The sequence below is a fragment of the Mycobacterium sp. NGS54 genome, from assembly GCF_059812465.1.
Genome location: NZ_JCALCS010000004.1, coordinates 121,018 through 138,772, shown reverse-complemented (window position 1 = coordinate 138,772; position 17,755 = coordinate 121,018). Strand labels below are relative to the sequence as shown.

Genomic DNA, 17,755 nt, shown 5'->3' with positions numbered 1-17,755 from the left:
GTAATCATGCCAAGCATCCCGCAGTCGCTGTTGTGGATCTCGCTCGTGGTGCTCTGGCTGTTCGTCCTTGTTCCGATGCTGATCAGCAAACGCGACGCCGTGCGTCGCACCAGCGACGTCGCCCTGGCCACCCGGGTGCTCAACGGCGCCGGCTCCCGACTGCTTCGGCGCAGTGGGCCCGCCGCGGGTCATCGCAGCGACCCCGACTGGAAGCCGGAGGAAGACGCGGCCGACGACGAACTCGCCGAGACCGAGCACGACGAAGACGACGCCGAAACCGAGGAGGTGCCGCGCCCGGTCGTGGTGCGGGCCGCGGCGACCGAACCGGCCGAGCCCGATTACCTGGACGTCGACGTCATCGAGGATTCCGGGGCGCTGCCGGCGGGGGTGGTCGCCGAGGAGGACGAAGACGCCGACGAGACCGAGCCTCAGACCGTGGCCGAGCGCGCCGCGACCGACGAAGACGCGGACGACCGCTACGAATACGTCGAGGACTCATCGGGTTTGGAGCCCGAGGCCGAGCGCGAGGAGGACGAGGATCCGCGGGCGTTCGTCGCGGCGGGCGCCTCGCGGCGGCGCCGGTTCGACCCGAAGGCCGCCGCCGCGGTCAGCGCGCGCAAGTACGCATTCCGCAAGCGGGTGCTGATGGTGATGGCGGTCGTCCTGATCGGCTCGGCCACCGCCGCGTTCGAGGTGTCGCCGACGGCCTGGTGGGTGTGCGGCGGCGCCACCGCGGTGACCCTGCTGTACCTGGCCTACTTGCGTCGGCAGACCCGCATCGAGGAGAGGGTGCGCCGCCGCCGGTTGCAGCGCATGGCACGGGCCCGGCTCGGCGTGGAGAACGCCTACGACCGCGAATACGACCTGGTGCCCTCGCGGCTGCGCCGGCCCGGCGCGGTGGTACTGGAGATCGACGACGAGGACCCCATCTTCGAGCACCTGGACTACGCGATGCCGATGCGGACCTTCGGTTGGCCCCGGGACCTGCCGCGCGCGGTCGGCGAGTAGCGCCTGGCGGTTCGGCGGTTCGCCGCGCGGCTGGTAGCCTGCTAGCGGTCAGGGGCTATGGCGCAGTTGGTAGCGCGACTCGTTCGCATCGAGTAGGTCAGGGGTTCGAATCCCCTTAGCTCCACAGAATTTGCCTAGGTCGGATGCCGTCGGATTTGAGATCTTGCCAACTTTCGTCAGGAACTCGACGCACTTCAAGGCCTGGCGCCCCATGATCCGTCCCATCTCCGTGTAGGCCGCGAACTGCCCTTCGTTGAACCATTGGTCGGACGTGGGGTCGTGGGGGAACACGCCGTTCGCGGCGGCATAGGTCAACAGCCACTCGGGGAAATCCCGGCACAGCACCGCTTTGGCGAAGATCAGCACGCCGCGACGTTCCGCTCCTTCCGCCAGGCCGGAGGCCGCGGGGTAGGTGATGAGCCCGATCGCGACCGTCCTCTTGGCGAGCCGGCCGTTCAAGCTACAAAACGCGTCTCCTTTCTTGAACGGCTCGCCGGAGCCGGGCGTGAGGTCGCGCAAGGCGTATCCGGGGAAATCGTCGAACGTGACCGTCACGCCCAGTTCGTATTCGGCCAGGCGAAGGGCGTCGGCCAGCCCGCTGGCCAAGGGCGGGGCATCGCCCCCGCCGTCGATACAGAAGATCAATCGGCTGCGGCGGCGCAGCGCCTCGACCAGTCCGAGGTTCTCGTAGTGGCCGCCGTCGGTGACCTGCACCAGCCGACCGTCGCTGTAGTTGAAACCCAAGAGCTCCCGGTAGTAATAGCCGGCGCCGCGAACGGCGGGCAGCGACCTCGGCCAGGGCCGCTTGTTGTCCTCGGGGTCGAGGCATTCGTCGTTCTCGGCTCCGGCGAGGTTGGCGACGAACTTCGGATTGGGCAGCCAGGTGCCCAGGCGTGCGCCCGAAATCGCCAGCAGCTTTTCGAAGCCTTTCTGATGGCGGCCCATGGCCGAGGCGAATGCGGCGCCGCTCACCGCGACCGCCGTCAAGACCGTGAGATCGCGCTTGAGTCTCGGCGGCGATTGCCGAAATAGCCCGGGGGTCTTAAGCCATCCCAGGTCGGGGCCGCCGATGTAATCGTGGCTCAGCACATAGGACACCGCGTTGAGTCCCGGGGCGGGCTTGTCCTTTCCGGTGATGGTGGCGGCGGCCGCGAACACGAACTTGGGGCCGCCGGCGGGCACCTCGCCAAACTCGTTGAACCAGGTGAATTTGTTGGGGTGGAAGGCTTCCGCGTGCCAATGGTCGCCGTGCTCGACGCGCTGGACGGCGAACGCCTGGCCCAATCGGGACCGATAAAAGGGATTCAGGCTGAGCGAGGCGACATCGACCGAGCTCATCCACAACATGGTCAGCAGCAGCAGCCCGGGCAGCCACCACGAGGAGAACGGCATCTGGAAAAAGGTGTTCTCCTTTCCGTCGGCGATGGCTTGTTGAAACACGTCTGCCGCGAAGCAGCCGAGGGTGATCAGCCACGCGACCAGCAGGACGGCCAAGGTCGCCATCACCAGGATCAGTGCGACGACGCCCGGCGGCAACAGCCGCTTCAACGACGAAAGTTTCGTCGCCTCCTTGGACAGCCTGTCGCGGTCCTTCCATACCATCGCGGCGATCGCCGCCAGGTAGTTCAGGCCGACCAACCCGGAGATGGCCGCCGCGGCGCCGCCCTGGTTTCCGGGCGCGCGCTCACCAAGCCACCAGCAGAACCGCATCAACGCGGGCAATCCGGCGACCACCGCCAGCACGAGCACCGCGAACACTGCGCTGCCCAGCGCGAGGCCCTGCAGCCGCAGTTTCAGCCACTCACTCCAGCTCTTCCACGATACGAACTCGACGAACATCGCCGCGCTCGTGAAGAACACGGCGAAAACCGCGAATGCGCCGACCGCGTACCACGACGCGGAATGCGCTGCCAGGCAAGGGAGAGCGTGCGGGCCGGCGAGAGTTGGACTCGGCACCGGAACGATCACGGCGAAGGAAAAGACGGAGCGAGAAAACAGATATCCGAGCACCGAGCCCAGCACCGCCGGCAGGGTGAAGAGGATGGCCATCGATGCGATCAAATTCTTCAATACCACGGTCAGCGCCACGAGCAATTCCCCGGGCGAGTCCGCGATATAGCTTGAGTGCCTGCGGAAATGATCGAATTCGGGCGACCCCTCCTCGAAACGCTGTGATACCAAAGGGCTTTCCTTGTCGTGCACGGAGATCAGTCGCGCCCCGGCGGTGTAACCGCCGCCGGATACCGATATCACGTAGTCGACGGCGTCGATGAGCTTGGGAGCCGCCGTTTCGCTACGGAACCGCTTGCTGATTGCCGCGGTCAACTTGATCGGGGGCGTCTTCGAGAACTCTTGCGTCACGCCCATGCCAATGCAGGCCGACCGCACCCCGCCACCGGACAGGCAAATGGCCTGCACCGGGTCGCCCTCCCGGGACTTCCTGACGTCCTCGGCGCCGGGCACGTAATACGCGTTGGCCCAGCTTAATTCGTCCGTTTCTGCGCGCGCGGCGGGAGGGTCTGGTTGCAGATCGCGCCACCACGTGGCGCTGGTCTTACCGGAGCAGGCGATTTCGGTCCTGCCCGGGGCGCACGCTTTGAACCGCCGCGACCGGGCCAACACCTTGCGGGCGCGGATCCTCAGCCACCGCCGAGCCGACTTCAGCGCGGAGGAGCAGGCCCCAAGCCACCGCCACCTCTTCGCCAGTTCGGACATGCGCTCCCGGACCCGTCGAGACCAGGGCACCAGTGCGCGCAGAATTACTCCTACCGTTGCGAGGAATCCGCCGAGGGCTAGCAGCGACGCGCACCACATGACGATCGACGCCGCAGCTGCCGCGGTGATCAAGCCCGTCGAATTTTGTTGGCGGAGGGCGCAATCGAGCAGCACATGCTTGGCGGCGCCAGCGAGGAGGGCCAGGCCCGCTGCCGCCATGACGTATTTCGCTGACAGCTGGCCAAACGCGGAGATGGCCCACAGCCAGAAGATCCAAGCAAATCCGATCAGCGCCAAGCCGAAACCGATGCTGAACCAGAGGTCACTCGATAACGCGGCCCGAACCCGGTCGACTTCGGCCGAATCCGGTGACCCGCCGCCGTAGACGTACCTTGCGATGGTGGACGGCGAACCCGGTGCTGGCCAGAAAAGCGCCACTATCGCCAACCCGGCCGCGACAAAGATAGCTGCCACCGCCGTTTGGGCCAGGCGGGATGCCCGCCGTCTCGCTGACTCAGTGTCGGACATGGGGAATCCCCTTCGATCGGGTCGGTGTTTAACGCGCCTAGCTGCTCGTTTACCAAACCGCTGCTCCGTGGGACGGAATAGAGTAAGCCACTACCCCAACTGGTTGTAGCGTTGTCACCAGCTCGGAAAGGGGGATCGCGATGCATACCGACGCGGATTCCCCGCGCTCGGGACGGGCAGTGCGGTGCAGCTGCGCTACATAAGCGTTCCGGCGCTGATCGCCGAGGCGGGCGGCGATCCGTGGATGATCAACCAGAGCCTTCAGGTTGGTCGCCCGGCGCAGATTTCGGAATTGGCGGAGGCCTTTCACGCCGCGGGTCGATGCACCTCCGAGTCCAGCGCCTCGTTCGAGGAGGCGCGGCGCCGCTTCGAGGCGGCCTGGAACCACGAGAACGGTGACCACCCGATCAACGATTCCGCCGAGGTGCAGCGGGTGACCAAGGCGCTGGGCGCGCAGTCCTTGCAGCTGCCCAAGATCGGCGCCGATTTGGAAAACATCGCCGCCGCCCTGGCCGAGGCGCAGCGAACCGGCGCGGCGCTGATCTCCACTTTGGAGGGTCAGCTGCAGCAGCTCGACGACGAAATCGGCCAGGCGGTGGAGGCGGAGAAAGACACCCACCTCACCGCGGGCGAGCGAAGACTCCTGGAACTGCACATCACCGATCTCGAAAACGAGGCCATCGCCGACACCAAATCCGCTCTGGCCCAGATCGTATCGGTGCGCGACGGCTATTCGACGTACCTGCAAGGGGCGCTGGCCACCCTGCGCGCCGAGGGTTATGACCCCGCGGTTCTGCAGGCGGTGGACGCCAAACCCGAGATTCCGCGGCCGGGCACCAGCCCGGAGGACGTCAACAGGTGGTGGACATCGTTGACGCCGGGGGAGCGCCGGCAGCTCCTCGCCGAGCACCCGGATCAGGTCGGCAACCTCAACGGCGTCCCGGTCCTCGCGCGGAGCGACGCCAACATGGCGGTGATGACCCGGGACCTCAACCGGGTCCGCGACGTCGCCGGCCGCTACGGCGTCTCCCCGGACGACGTGCTGCGCGACCCGGCCAAGTACGGACTGTCGGCTACCGACATCACCCGCTACCAGAACGCCGATCAGACCAAGCAGGGTCTCGATCGCGACTCGGACAACGGCCACAACCCCGTGTTTCTATTCGCCTATGACCCACTGGCTTTCGGCGGCAAGGGCCGCGCGGCGATCGCCATCGGCAACCCCGACCTGGCCAAGAACACCGCGGTGATCGTGCCGGGCACCAGCAGCAGCGTGAAAGGCGGTTGGCTGCACGACGGCCACAACGATGCGCTCAACCTCTTCGGCCAGGCCAACGCCGCCGACCCGAAAAACCCCACGGCGGTGATCGCGTGGATGGGGTACGACGCCCCTAACGACTTCAAGGACGTCCAGCGGATCTCCACCCCGGCGCTGGCCCGGACCGGCGGTCAGGCCCTGGCCCAAGACGTCAACGGTTTGTGGGCCACCCATCTCGGCGCCGGCCAGCACGTCACCGTGCTGGGCCACTCGTACGGTTCGACGACGGTGGCCGACGCCTTCGCCCTGGGCCACATGCACGCCAACGACGCGGTGCTCATCGGTTGCCCGGGCACCGACCTGGCGCCCAACGCCGCGAGCTTTCATCTCGACGGCGGGCACGTGTACGTGGGCGACGCGTCGACGGATCCGGTCGGCATGCTCGGGGAGCTGAATGGCCTGAGCCACTACGTGAACCGGGACAACGTCGGCGGTCAGCTGCTCGGCTTGACCCCCGGCCTGGGCGCCGACCCCGCCGCCGATGGATTCGGATCGGTGCGCTTCCGCGCCGAGGTCCCGGGCTCCGACGGCATCAATCCGCATGACCATTCGTACTACTACCATCCCGGCAGCGAGGCGCTGCACAGTATGGCCGACATCACCTCGGGCCACGGCGACGCGCTGGAATCCGACGGCTTGACGGCCCAACACCGTTATCAGCCGGGCAAGGTCAACATCCCGGGCCTGGGTCCAGTCGGGCCCGGGATACCCGGTGTCGTCATTGACCCGGAGTGGGGCCGCGCGCCCGCATCTGTTACCGATGATCATGTCTTCGATGACCAACACCATCACTGAGCCGCAACGCATTTGGCCGCGGCGAGCACGGCTCGCCGCGATGGTGGTGCTCGTCATGTTGTTAGGAGGGTGTTCGCTGGTGTTTCCGAAACCGCATTCCTCGGGCTCTCCCAACCCCTTCGACGATTCCGCCCACCCGCTGACCGACGACCAGACCAAGGCCCAGGTGATCGAACCGGCCAAGGAGATCGTCGCCGCCGCGGACCTGCAGGGCGTCGACGGCGGATTCTCGTTCGCCTCCTGCAACGACCAAGGCGATCCGCCGTATCAGGGCAGGGTGACGATCGGGTTTTTGTTGCAGGGCGATCCGGACGCGTACTTCCAGCACATCCGCGACGCGATGCGCGCCCACGGCTGGAGCGAGGGCGCCCCGCCGGGCCAGCACTACCACGGCACCACGCTGAACAAGAACGGCGTGACCGCGAACATGAGCTTCTTGCCGTCCGACCACAACCGCGGGCAGATCATCCTCTATGGCGAGTGCCGGGACACGACCGACCACCGCCACGACCCGGGCGCCGGACTCGATATCACCAACCAGTTGACCGCGCGCTGAGCCGCTAGCCGGACTTTTTGCCGCCCTTGCGGCCCGCGGCCTTCTTCTGGGACGTGTTACCGCCGCTGCCGCTACCGCCGCGACGGCTGCTTTGGCTGCTGCCCGAACTCTTGCCGCCCCGGCTGGAGGCGCCAGCTGAATTCGATATCGCCGCCGCCCGGGACTTGCTCATCCCCTTTTTGCGCAGACCCTCGTACTGCTTGTCGTTCTTGACGCTCGAGCCATGATCTTTCGTCACTTCGGTCTCCTTTACACCGTGCAGGCCGAATACCCACTTTCGCCCGCGGAGCACAGATTCGGGGGCCGGCGACCGGTGCTCATCCGCCGGGTTGCCGATGCCCGATTTGGGTACTGATCCAGTTGTCGACCGAGCCCATCGACCGGAAGGACCAGATGGCGCCCCGCGATCCCGACGCGACCGAAGCGCTGCTGAAAGAACTGCTGTGGACCTACGGGCCGTGCGGCCAGGAGGACGAGGTTCGGGCCGTCTGCGCCCGCGAGCTGGAACCCGTCGTCGACGACATGTGGGTCGACGAGGCCGGCAACCTGGTGGGGTACGTCGCCGCGGGCGAGCCCCCCGAAGGCCGTCGGCACCGCTCGGCCGCGACCGCCGGACCCAGCGCCGCGACGCGCGTCATGGCGCACATGGACGAACTGTCCATGCTGGTCAAGCGGATCGAGCCGGATGGTTCGCTGCACGTGACGCAGCTGGGCACCATGTATCCCGGCAACTTCGGGCTCGGCCCGGTCGCCGTCCTCGGCGAGCACGAGACGCTCACCGCGGTGCTGACGCTCGGCTCCGAGCACACCACCAAGGAGAGTCGGCGGATCTGGGAGACCAAACCGGATGCGGGTGACAAGGCACTGGACTGGGGGCACGTCTACGTCTTCACCGGCCGCAGCGGCGAGGAGCTCGCCGACGCCGGCGTGCGGCCCGGCACACGGGTGTGCGTCGAGCGGAGCAAAAGGACGCTGCTCGAGGTCGGCGACTACGTCGGCTGCTACTTCCTCGACGACCGCGCCGCGGTGACCGCCCTGCTGCGCGCCGCTCAGCTGCTGCGTGAGAGCGGAAAACGGCCCCACGACGACGTCTACCTCGTGTTCACCACCAACGAGGAGATCGGCGGGGTGGGCGGTTCCTACGCCAGCGTCTCGCTCCCCGGCACGCTCACGCTCGCCCTCGAGGTCGGGCCCACCGAGCAGGAGTACGGGACAACCGTGGCCGGCGGTCCGATCGTCGGCTACAGCGATGCCCAGTGCGTCTACGACAAGGACATCGCCGATCGGCTGATGACCATCGCCTCCTGCCGGGGACTCGAGCCGCAGGCCGCGGTGCTCGGCGCGTTCGAGTCCGACGCCTCCCACTCCAAGGCCAACGGGCTATCCCCGCGGGCGGCCCTGCTTTGCCTGCCGACGCTCAGCACGCACGGCTATGAGGTGACGTCTCGGCGTGCCATCGATGGCATGGCGGGGACCGTCGCCGACTTCGTGCTGCACCCTGGGGACGAGAGTCGTTCCGGCGCAACGGATTAGCCGCCGCCCGTCATCGGGTGGGCGTCCTGGCGGCGACGAACTGCAGCACCGGCTGCGTCGGCTGTTCGACGTGTGTGTGGACGGTTACGGCGGCGGATCCTTGCCGCGCCGGGAATGCAACCCATAACGTGGGCAAGGTCCGAGATGACAACACGGATCAGCGGGGACGCAGTGGCCGAACTGACCGGCGCGCGGGCCGAAGAGCTCGCGACGATGGACATCTTCGAAGGCTGCCCAATCGAGGAGCTGGAGCCGCTGGCGGCCCGCCTCCAGCCGCTGCGCGCGGCCGCCGGCCAGGTGTTGATGCAGCAGGGCGAGCAGGCGGTGTCGTTCCTGCTCATCTCGTCGGGAACCGCCGAAATCAAGCGCGTCGACAACGACGGCACGGTCAACGCCGGGCAGGTGTCGCCCGGCACCATCGTGGGGGAGATCGCCCTGCTGCGGAACATCCCGCGCATCGCGACCGTCACCACGGCCGAACCGCTGACCGGCTGGATCGGCGACAACGACGCCTTCATCCGGATGGTGCACCTGCCGGGGGTCATGCCGCGATTGCTGCGCACGGTGCGCCAGCGCCTGGCCGAATTCATCACCCCGATCCCCATCGAGGTCCGCGACGGGACCCGCCTGATGCTGCGCCCGGTCCTGCCCGGCGACGACGAGCGCACGGTGCACGGCCACATCAAGTTCTCCAGCGAGACGCTGTATCGGCGGTTCATGACGGCCCGCGTCCCCACGCCGGCGTTGCTGCACTATCTGTCGGAGGTCGACTACGTCGACCACTTCGTGTGGGTGGTGACCGACGGGGTTGACCCGGTGGCCGACGCCCGCTTCGTTCGCGACGAGAGCGATCCGACGACCGCCGAGATCGCCTTCCTCGTCGCCGACGCCTATCAGGGCCGGGGCATCGGCAGCTTTCTGATCAGTGCGCTGTCCATCGCCGCGAGGGTCGACGGCGTCGAAAGATTCTCCGCGCGAATGCTTTCCGACAACTCGCCGATGCGCGCGATCATGGACCACTACGGCGCGGTCTGGGAGCGCGAGGACATCGGCGTCATCACCACCGTCATCGACGTGCCCCACCGGCTGGTCTTCGGGCGCCACATGGCTGAACAGATCAAGCGCGTCGCCCGTCAAGTGATCGAAGCGGTCGGCTGAACGGGCATGCGGCCCTTCTGGATTGGCGTTCCGGTGGTTCTGCTGGCGGCGTGCGCGCACGCGTCCGCCCCCGCGCCGTCCGCCACGCCCACCAGATCGTCCACCCCCAACGCGACCGTCAACCCCGCCAACATCAAGCGGGTGGTCGGCGCGCTGCCGCCCCACTACGAGGTGACCACCGGCATCCCGAGCGCGCTCACCCCCAGGGTCGTCTGGAGCCTCCAAGCCGACGCGACGGCCACGCCACCGCAGTGCGCGACACTGGCCGACCCGGGCAACGGACGCGACCAATCCGCGCAGGGCTTCTCCGGGTCGGGGACCGGCGGCATCGTCGACGCGGTGGTGGTGACTTTGCCGGGGCCGGTGGACCTCGACCAGGGAGTCGTTGCGGCGTGCGGACGGTGGACCATGGGTGACGGCCACACCACGGCAAGCGTCCGGCTCGTCGACGCCCCCCACATCGACGGCGTCGCGACCCTCGGCATGGTGGCCGACACCAAGTCGTCCGTCGAATCCGGAACCGAAATTGATTCGCGCACATACACCTTCACCGCGTATCTGGGCAACTACTACGCGTTCACGACGCTGACCACCGACCCCGGTTCGGCGCTGCCCGCGCTGCCGCCGCAATTCGCCGCCGATCTGCTCGTCAAAACGGTGTCCACGTTGCGCGGCTGAGCATTGCGGTTGGGTAGATTGGCCACGATGTTGAAGGTGTTGCTCGCGACCGCATCCGTGTGCGTGCTCGCCGGATGCTCGTCGGGCAGCGACCCCGCACCCGTGAAGGCCGACATCGGCAAGGTCGCCGACGTCAAGTCCAGCTTCGGGCCGGACTACAAGGTCACCGACGTCCCCGTTCGCGGCGTCGATCCCAAACTGCTCTCGGCCCGCAAACTGCCCGACGGCCTGACCTTCGACCCCGCGAACTGCGCGAAAGTGGCGGTGGGCCCGGACATGCCACCCGACGTGCAGGGCAACATGGCCGCCGTCTCCGCCGAGGGCAACGGCAACCGGTTCGTCGTCATCGCCTTGGAGACGTCAAAGGCCCTGCCGTTCAACGAGCCCGGAAAGGACTGCACCAGGGTCGCATTCGCCGGGACCGGGGTACGGGGCGGTATGGAGGTGATCGATGCGCCGCACATCGACGGGGCCCGCACGACGGGCGTGCACCGCGTCCTGCAGGCCGTGGTCGGCGGGGGCGCCCGAACCGGCGAGCTGTACGACTATTCGGCTCAATTCGGGGATTACCAGGTCATCGTCATCGCCAATCCGCTCGTCGTTCCGGACCAGCCGGTGGCCAAGATCGACACCCAACGCGCGCGGGACCTGCTCGTCAAGGCGGTGGCGGCGGTGCGTTCCTAGGCCGATGGCGGCGACCCACGGCGCCCGGCTTCGCCGCGCTTGTGATCGCCGCTAACGCACGTCGCGGGGCCGGAACTGGATGCTGACGCGCGGGCCGGTGGGCGCCGCCGTCTTGGGCACCGCGTGCTCCCAGGTGCGCTGGCACGATCCGCCCATCACCAGCAGATCGCCGTGCGCCTGCGGCAGTCGCAGCGACGGGCCGCCGCCGCGCCGCCGCATCGCAAACGTCCGGGTCGCGCCCAGGCTGACGATCGCCACCATGGTGTCCTGCGAGCTGCTGCGCCCAATGGTGTCGCCATGCCAGGCGACGCTGTCCGAGCCGTCGCGGTAACAACACAATCCGACGGTGGTGAAGGGCTCGCCGAGCTCGCCCGCGTAAATGTCGTTGAGCCGCCGCCGCAGCTTGCCCAGCAGCGGGTGTGGGGGATCCTCGACCGTCAGGTCGTGAAAGCTGACCAGCCGCGGCACGTCGACCACCCGGTCGTACATGTGGCGACGCTCGGCCCGCCATGGAACGGTCGATAGGAGGTCGGCGAGCAGGTCATCGGCCTCGGCCAGCCAGCCGGCGCGGATCTCGATGAAGGCGCCGTCACCGAGCTGTCTGCGCTCGGTGTGCTCGAACAGCGAGCCCTGTACCGCGATGCTCACGACGCCCAGTTTATCGCACATCCGTTCGATGAAGATGGGACCGGCGCCGCGACCGGCTACCGTTTTCAGGGTGGGTGTTGTTGAGCTGGGCACCAATTCCGAGGTGGGCGTGCTGCGCGTCGCCATCCTGCACCGCCCCGGCGCGGAGCTGCGCCGGCTCAATCCGCGCAACAACGACCAGCTGCTCTTCGACGGCCTGCCCTGGGTCGCGCGGGCGCAGGAGGAACACGACCAGTTCGCCGAGCTGCTGCGTTCCCGCGGGGTCGAGGTGCTGCTGTTGTCGGATCTGCTGACCGAGGCGCTCAGTCACAGCGGGGCCGCCCGGATGCAGGGCGTCGCCGCCGCGGTGGACGCCCGGCGGCTCGGAACGCCACTGGCGCAAGAGCTTTCGGCCTACCTGCGCGGGCTGGACCCGGTGACGCTGGCCAACGTGCTGATGGCCGGCATGACGTTCAACGAGCTGCCACCGGACACCCGGACCGAGGTCTCCCTGGTGCTGCGCATGCACCACGGGGCGGATTTCGTGATCGATCCGCTGCCGAACCTGGTGTTCACCCGCGACTCGTCGATATGGATCGGGCCGCGGGTGGTGATCCCGACCCTGGCGCTGCGGGCGCGCGTTCGCGAGGCGTCGCTGACCGATCTGATCTACGCCCATCACCCGCGGTTCACCGGGGTGCGGCGCGCCTACGAGTCGCGCACCGCCCCCGTCGAGGGCGGCGACGTGCTGCTGCTCGCCCCCGGCGTGCTCGCGGTCGGGGTCGGCGAACGAACCACCCCGGCCGGCGCGGAAGCGTTGGCGCGCAGCCTGTTCGACGACGATCTCGCGCACACGGTGCTCGCGGTGCCGATCGCGCAGCGGCGCGCGCAAATGCACCTGGACACGGTGTGCACGATGGTCGACACCGACACCGCGGTGATGTACGCGAACGTCGTCGACACGCTGTCGGCCTTCACGATCGAGCGCACCCCCGACGGCGTCACCATCGGGGACGAGACGCCGTTCCCGGAGGCAGCCGCCAAGGCGATGGGGATCGACAAGCTGCGGGTCATCGGCACGGGGCTGGACCCCCTCGTCGCCGAGCGCGAGCAGTGGGACGACGGCAACAACACGTTGGCCCTGGCGCCCGGCGTCGTCGTCGCCTACGAGCGCAACGCGCAGACCAACACCCGCCTCGAGGAGGCGGGCATCGAGGTGCTCACCATCGCGGGGTCGGAGTTGAGCACCGGCCGCGGCGGCCCGCGGTGCATGTCGTGTCCAGCCGCCCGCGATCTGGTGTAGCGCGCCGGCATCGAGTCTGCGCTCAGCGCGTCGATTTCGGCGGTTTCCCCGCGCTGGACGCAGTCTCGGCGCACCGAGAAACTAGCGCCAGCTGGGCAGCCAGATCTCCATGTTCCAGGTCTGCTGGGAGATCGGCAGGCCGGTCAGCACCGGGAACAGCCACGCGAAGTTGGTCACCACTAGGGCCACGTAGCAGCACACCGCGATCAGTCCCAAAGTGCGTCGTTCGGGCCCTTGACGGCGGGCGTAGAGGATGTCGCCGCAGATCAGCGCGATGCCCATGGCCAGGAACGGGGCCATCGTCGAGGCGTAGAAGAAGTACATCTGGCGGTCGATGTCGGCGAACCACGGCAGCCACCCCGCGCAATAGCCGGTCAGAACGGCCGCGTAGCGCCAGTCCCGGCGCACCAGCGTGCGCCAAAGCGCGTAGAGCAGCACCGGCACGGCCAGCCACCACATCGCCGGGGTGCCCACCAACATCTCCGCCTTGACGCACGACTGCGCGCCGCAGCCGGGGACGTTCTGCTGGTCGATGGCGTACAGGACCGGCCGCAACGACATCGGCCAGCTCCACGGTTTCGATTCCCACGGGTGGTAGTTGCCGGCGGAATTGGTCAGGCCCGCGTGGAACTGGAACGCCTTGGCGGTGTAGTGCCACAGCGAGCGAACGGCGTCGGGCAGTGGAACAACGGAGTGCGGGCCGATCGACTGGCCGACCTCGTGGCGGTCGATCGCGGTCTCCGACGCGAACCACGGCGCGTAGCTGGCCAGGTAGACCGCGAACGGGATGAGCCCCACCGCGTACGCGGTGGGGACCAGGTCACGCCGCAAGACGCCCAGCCATGGCCGGTTGACTTGGTATTGACGCCGCGCCGCGACGTCGAACGCCAACGACATGGCGCCGAAGAACAGCACGAAATACAGGCCGGACCACTTTGTCCCGCAAGCCAATCCGAGCATCACCCCGGTAAGGAAGCGCCACCAGCGCACACCCAGCCTTGGGCCCCATGCGGTTTCGGCGCCGCGGCCCTGCGCCAGCGCGATGTGCAGCCGCCAGCGCACTTGATCGCGGTCGACGATGAGCGCGCCGAACGCCGCCACCACGAAGAAGGTCAGCAGGCCGTCGAGCAGGGCGGTCCGCGCGGTGACGAAGCTGACGCCGTCGCAGATCACGAGCACCCCGGCGATCGCGCCGACCAGGGTCGAGCGGCTGATCCGCCGCACGATCCGCATCACCAGCACCACCATGACGACGCCGAGCAGGGCGCCGGTGAACCGCCAGCCCACGCCGTTGTAGCCGAAGATCGCCTCGCCGACCGCGATCAATTGCTTGCCGACCGGCGGATGCACCACCAGACCGAATCCGGGGTTGTCCTCCACCCCGTGGTTGTGCAGCACCTGCCACGCCTGCGGCGCGTAGTGCTTCTCGTCGAAGACGGGCGTGCCGGCATCGGTCGGCGAGCCCAGGTTGAGGAAGCGGGTCACCGTCGCCAGCACCGTGATCACGCCGGTCGCGACCCAGCCGCGGATGGTGTCGGTCGGCCCGAAGTCCGCCACCGGGACGAGCGGGCCGGGGCTGTCGAGGGGTACGACACGCCCGCGCTCGGCGACGGCGCTTTCGCGGGGCGGGGCGGTCATCACGTCGATCGTAGGCTGTCCGTCATGACCTCCGGTCGCCTATTGCTGGGCGCGACGCCGCTGGGCCAGCCGTCGGATGCCTCACCGCGCCTGATCGACGCGCTGGCCCGCGCCGACGTGGTGGCCGCCGAGGACACCCGGCGGGTGCGGATCCTGGCCAAGGCGCTGGACGCCGATATCAAGGGGCGCGTGGTCAGCCTGTACGACCGGGTCGAGGCCGCCCGGGTGCCCGCCCTCGTCGACGCGATGACGGCCGGCGCGACGGTGCTGATGGTCAGCGACGCCGGGATGCCGTTGATCAGCGACCCCGGCTACCGGCTGGTGACCGCGTGCGTCGAGGCCGGGCTCCCCGTGACCTGCCTGCCCGGGCCGTCCGCGGTGACGACCGCGCTCGCGGTGTCCGGGCTGCCCTCGGAGCGGTTCTGCTTCGAGGGGTTCGCCCCGCGCAGGAAGGCGGCGCGCCGAACCTGGCTGGCCTCGCTGGCCGACGAGCGGCGCACCTGTGTGTTCTTCGAGTCGCCGCGGCGGCTGGCGGCGTGCCTGCGCGACGCCGCGGACGAACTCGGCGGTGCCCGCCGCGCGGTGGTCTGCCGGGAGCTGACCAAGGTGCACGAGGAAGTGGTGCGCGGGTCGCTCGAGGAGCTGGCGACGTGGGCGAACGACGGGGTGCTCGGTGAGATCACGGTGGTGCTCGCCGGCGCGACGCCGCGCGCCGACCTGCCGTCGCTGGTGGCGCAGGTGGAGGAGCTGGTTGCCGGCGGCGTGCGCGTCAAGGACGCGTGCAGCGAGGTGGCCGCGGCGCATCCGGACGTGCGGACGCGCCAGCTTTACGACGCGGTTCTGCAGTTACGCGGCGAGTAGCTCTCTTAAGGCGTGCAGGCCTTGAACGGGCCGATCCCCGGCGTGCAGATCTGGGGGTGCGGCGGCAGCGGCGGCGGGCCGGGCAGCGGCGGCAGCGGGGGCGGCCCCGCAGGCAGCGGGGGTAACGCCGGAAGCGGGGGCAGGGCCGGCGGGCCGGCCGGAAGCGGGGGCAGGGCCGGCGGGCCGGCCGGAAGCGGGGGCAGGGCCGGCGGGCCGCCGGGGAGCGGTGGCAGGGCCGGCAACGCCGCGGGAACCGCGGGCAACCCCGCAGGAACCGCAGGGAGGGCCGGTAGGGCCGCGGGCGCGGCCGCCAATACCGCCGGGATGGCCGCCGCCGCACCCGGGACGGCCGCCGCCGAGCCGGGAAGCGCAGGAACCGTGATGTTCGGGATGCCCAGGGTGAAGCCGGGCGGCAGCAGGCCGGCGTTCTTGAGATAGACGAGCGCGATGGCGGCGGTGGACGCCGTGGCCACGACGCCGGTTCCGACGCCGACCACGGTGGTTCCCACGCCCACGACGCCCTGGACGATCGACAAGGCGGTTTGTGCCCCGGCGGGTGCGGCTTGGATGGCCGCCGCGGTGCCTAGGGCGCCGGGCAGTTCCGGCAGGACCGCAGCCGCGGCGTCGGGCAGGCCCGTGTCGAACCCGCCGGGGACCGCCGCTCCCGGCGCGCCGCCTCCCGATCCGCCTGCCCCGGGCACCGCGCGAACCGCGGGCCCGCCGGATCCGCCGGGCATTGCCGGGTTGCTGGCCTCTGCGACCGGCTTAGGCGCGTCCCCCGTATTCGCGGCGGGCGCGGCCTGCGTGCCGGGCGCCGACGGCGGCGTCTCGGGCATCAGGACCGACGCCACCTTTTGGCACGGGGCCCCGCCGTTGCCGCACGGTCCGGCGGCCGGTAGCGGCGTGCTGACCGAGGTCAGGGGCGTGACCGCGAGCGTCCCACCCATCAGGGCGGACGCGACGGCGCCCAGGACGGCGATTCTCATGACAGCCCCCTCCGGCAGTCGACTCGCGATCGGCGCGGGTCAATCCCTGAAGCTTAAGCAAAAACGGCACGTGGCGTGGGGGGTTAGCCGAAATTCACGGACGGGCGCCGACGCGTCACCTAACCGGCCGCCGCGATCAACGGCAGCCCGACGATCGGGGCCGCCTTGTGCAGGCACTCCTCCCATTCGGCGTCGGGATCGGAGTCGGCGGTGATGCCGCCGCCGACACCCAGCACGGCGCCGCCGCCCGCGTCGAACTCGACGGTGCGGATCGCGACGTTCAGCTCGCATCCGGCGATCGGTGAGGCCAAACCGATCGTCCCGCAGTAAATGCCGCGACGGTTATGTTCCCATTGCGAAATCAGTTGCCGCGCACGGTGTTTAGGCGTTCCGGTGACCGAGGCCGGGGGGAAGGCGGCGTCCAGCAACGCCGACGTCGGGACCTCGACGGGAACGCGCGCCGACACCGTGGACACCAGGTGCCACACGCCCGGCGCGCGCCGCACCACCAACAGCTCGGGCACGGTGACGGTGCCGACGCTCGCCACGCGGCCGAGGTCATTGCGGACCAGGTCCACGATCATGATGTTTTCCGCGACGTCCTTGGCCGACGCGCGCAGCGCCGACGGCCAGGCATCCAGCGGCAGCGTGCCCTTGATGGGGCTGGACGTCACGACCGCGCCGCGACGCCGCAGGAAAAGTTCCGGGGACAGCGACGCCACCGCCCCCCACGGCCCCGCGACGTAGGCCGCCCGGGCCGGGGAGGTGCGCGCCACGCCGTCGGCGAAGAAATCCAGCGGGGCCCCGCTGACCGAACCGGTGAATTGCGTGCATACGCAGGCCTGATACACCTCGCCGGCGCGGATCGCCTCCAGGCAGGCCAGGACCCCGCCGCGGTGCGCGGCCCGGTCGGCGCCGCCCCAGTCGATCCGGCAATCGCCCGGCGGTGCCGGCCCGGCCGCCAACGCGGCGCTCAGCCAGCCCGGCATCGGCGAGCCGGACAGGCTTTCGTACCACCAGCCCCCGTCGCGGTCGCGGCGCAGGACGCAGTCGGTCCAGCCGCCGGCGGCGTCGGGGATCCGGTTTCGCCGGCCGTCGGCGCCGGGATCCGGATAGGACAGGTAGCCGACCCACCCGCCGCCCACCGCTTCCGAGTCGGGCGCCGGGGTGCCCAGCCGGACCGCGAAGGCGTCGTCGACGGCGACCGGCCGCGCCGACAGGCTGGGCGCGATCACCGCCAGCGAACCGAACCACTCGCCGGTCAGCGCGGCGGGCGGCGGCAACCCGAGCCGGCCGGTGGCGTCGCCGACGGCGCGCAGCACCCGGGGGGCGGCGCCGAGGTCGCCAAGCCGGTCGGTTCGCACCGC

17 protein-coding genes and 1 tRNA gene are annotated in these 17,755 nt (G+C 69.3%); 13 read left to right on the top strand and 5 right to left on the bottom strand.

The genetic code is table 11. The features are described 5' to 3' along the window. Positions 1–6: 6 nt before the first annotated feature. The 7 genes from sepX (at position 7) to AC5Y5E_RS13015 (ending at position 6,920) form a co-directional block, all read left to right on the top strand. The gene (sepX, locus tag AC5Y5E_RS13045; protein WP_499903422.1) at positions 7–1,008 is read left to right on the top strand and encodes a divisome protein SepX/GlpR; all 1,002 of its coding nucleotides are present in this window, start codon (positions 7–9) and stop codon (positions 1,006–1,008) included. A gap of 51 nt (positions 1,009–1,059) precedes the next feature. Continuing rightward, positions 1,060–1,132: transfer RNA gene (locus AC5Y5E_RS13040), tRNA-Ala, on the top strand. A gap of 155 nt (positions 1,133–1,287) precedes the next feature. After that, positions 1,288–2,040: a hypothetical protein gene (locus tag AC5Y5E_RS13035; RefSeq protein ID WP_499903421.1), complete on the top strand. Its 753-nt coding sequence runs from the start codon at positions 1,288–1,290 to the stop codon at positions 2,038–2,040. A 430-nt stretch (positions 2,041–2,470) separates the two neighbouring features. Beyond that, complete coding sequence (locus tag AC5Y5E_RS13030; RefSeq protein ID WP_499903420.1) at positions 2,471–2,632, top strand: hypothetical protein; 162 nt, start codon at positions 2,471–2,473, stop codon at positions 2,630–2,632. A 21-nt stretch (positions 2,633–2,653) separates the two neighbouring features. Beyond that, positions 2,654–3,127: a hypothetical protein gene (locus tag AC5Y5E_RS13025; protein WP_499903419.1), complete on the top strand. Its 474-nt coding sequence runs from the start codon at positions 2,654–2,656 to the stop codon at positions 3,125–3,127. A 1,308-nt stretch (positions 3,128–4,435) separates the two neighbouring features. After that, complete coding sequence (locus tag AC5Y5E_RS13020; protein ID WP_499903418.1) at positions 4,436–6,364, top strand: putative alpha/beta hydrolase; 1,929 nt, start codon at positions 4,436–4,438, stop codon at positions 6,362–6,364. Beyond that, complete coding sequence (locus AC5Y5E_RS13015; RefSeq protein ID WP_499903417.1) at positions 6,345–6,920, top strand: lipoprotein LppJ family protein; 576 nt, start codon at positions 6,345–6,347, stop codon at positions 6,918–6,920. Before AC5Y5E_RS13020 ends, AC5Y5E_RS13015 begins: the two co-directional genes overlap by 20 nt. 4 nt (positions 6,921–6,924) lie before the next feature. Here the strand turns inward: AC5Y5E_RS13015 and AC5Y5E_RS13010 are convergent, their stop codons facing one another. After that, entirely contained in the window at positions 6,925–7,158 is a 234-nt protein-coding gene (locus AC5Y5E_RS13010; protein ID WP_499903416.1) for a DUF7218 family protein, read from the bottom strand. 155 nt (positions 7,159–7,313) lie between these two features. Between AC5Y5E_RS13010 and AC5Y5E_RS13005 the strand changes: the two genes are divergently transcribed. From AC5Y5E_RS13005 to AC5Y5E_RS12990, 4 genes are all read left to right on the top strand, one after another. Beyond that, positions 7,314–8,453: a M42 family metallopeptidase gene (locus AC5Y5E_RS13005; protein ID WP_499903909.1), complete on the top strand. Its 1,140-nt coding sequence runs from the start codon at positions 7,314–7,316 to the stop codon at positions 8,451–8,453. A gap of 144 nt (positions 8,454–8,597) precedes the next feature. After that, positions 8,598–9,611, top strand: coding sequence for an acetyltransferase Pat (pat, locus tag AC5Y5E_RS13000; protein ID WP_499903415.1), 1,014 nt, complete (start codon positions 8,598–8,600; stop codon positions 9,609–9,611). A gap of 6 nt (positions 9,612–9,617) precedes the next feature. After that, complete coding sequence (locus tag AC5Y5E_RS12995) at positions 9,618–10,289, top strand: DUF5642 family protein (protein WP_499903414.1); 672 nt, start codon at positions 9,618–9,620, stop codon at positions 10,287–10,289. 27 nt (positions 10,290–10,316) lie between these two features. Continuing rightward, the gene (locus tag AC5Y5E_RS12990; protein ID WP_499903413.1) at positions 10,317–10,973 is read left to right on the top strand and encodes a DUF5642 family protein; all 657 of its coding nucleotides are present in this window, start codon (positions 10,317–10,319) and stop codon (positions 10,971–10,973) included. Between the two features lie 51 nt (positions 10,974–11,024). Here AC5Y5E_RS12990 and AC5Y5E_RS12985 read toward each other — a convergent pair whose 3' ends face one another. Then, the gene (locus AC5Y5E_RS12985) at positions 11,025–11,621 is read right to left on the bottom strand and encodes an alpha-ketoglutarate-dependent dioxygenase AlkB family protein (protein WP_499903412.1); all 597 of its coding nucleotides are present in this window, start codon (positions 11,619–11,621) and stop codon (positions 11,025–11,027) included. Between the two features lie 34 nt (positions 11,622–11,655). On the opposite strand from AC5Y5E_RS12985, the gene arcA reads away from it, so the two are divergent. Further along, positions 11,656–12,903 carry an arginine deiminase gene (gene arcA / locus AC5Y5E_RS12980; protein ID WP_499903908.1) on the top strand — a complete coding sequence of 416 codons (1,248 nt, stop codon included), beginning with the start codon at positions 11,656–11,658 and terminating at the stop codon, positions 12,901–12,903. An 81-nt stretch (positions 12,904–12,984) separates the two neighbouring features. Here the strand turns inward: arcA and AC5Y5E_RS12975 are convergent, their stop codons facing one another. Further along, positions 12,985–14,541: a dolichyl-phosphate-mannose--protein mannosyltransferase gene (locus AC5Y5E_RS12975; protein ID WP_499903411.1), complete on the bottom strand. Its 1,557-nt coding sequence runs from the start codon at positions 14,539–14,541 to the stop codon at positions 12,985–12,987. A 24-nt stretch (positions 14,542–14,565) separates the two neighbouring features. Here AC5Y5E_RS12975 and rsmI point away from each other — a divergent pair, with 24 nt between their 5' ends. Next, the gene (gene rsmI, locus AC5Y5E_RS12970; RefSeq protein ID WP_499903410.1) at positions 14,566–15,402 is read left to right on the top strand and encodes a 16S rRNA (cytidine(1402)-2'-O)-methyltransferase; all 837 of its coding nucleotides are present in this window, start codon (positions 14,566–14,568) and stop codon (positions 15,400–15,402) included. A 5-nt stretch (positions 15,403–15,407) separates the two neighbouring features. Here rsmI and AC5Y5E_RS12965 read toward each other — a convergent pair whose 3' ends face one another. Both AC5Y5E_RS12965 and AC5Y5E_RS12960 read right to left on the bottom strand, forming a co-directional pair. Continuing rightward, on the bottom strand, positions 15,408–16,388 hold the full coding sequence (locus AC5Y5E_RS12965) for a hypothetical protein (RefSeq protein ID WP_499903409.1): 981 nt from the start codon (positions 16,386–16,388) through the stop codon (positions 15,408–15,410). Positions 16,389–16,507: 119 nt separating this feature from the next. Beyond that, positions 16,508–17,752: an aminodeoxychorismate synthase component I gene (locus tag AC5Y5E_RS12960; RefSeq protein ID WP_499903408.1), complete on the bottom strand. Its 1,245-nt coding sequence runs from the start codon at positions 17,750–17,752 to the stop codon at positions 16,508–16,510. Between the last annotated feature and the right edge of the window lie 3 nt (positions 17,753–17,755).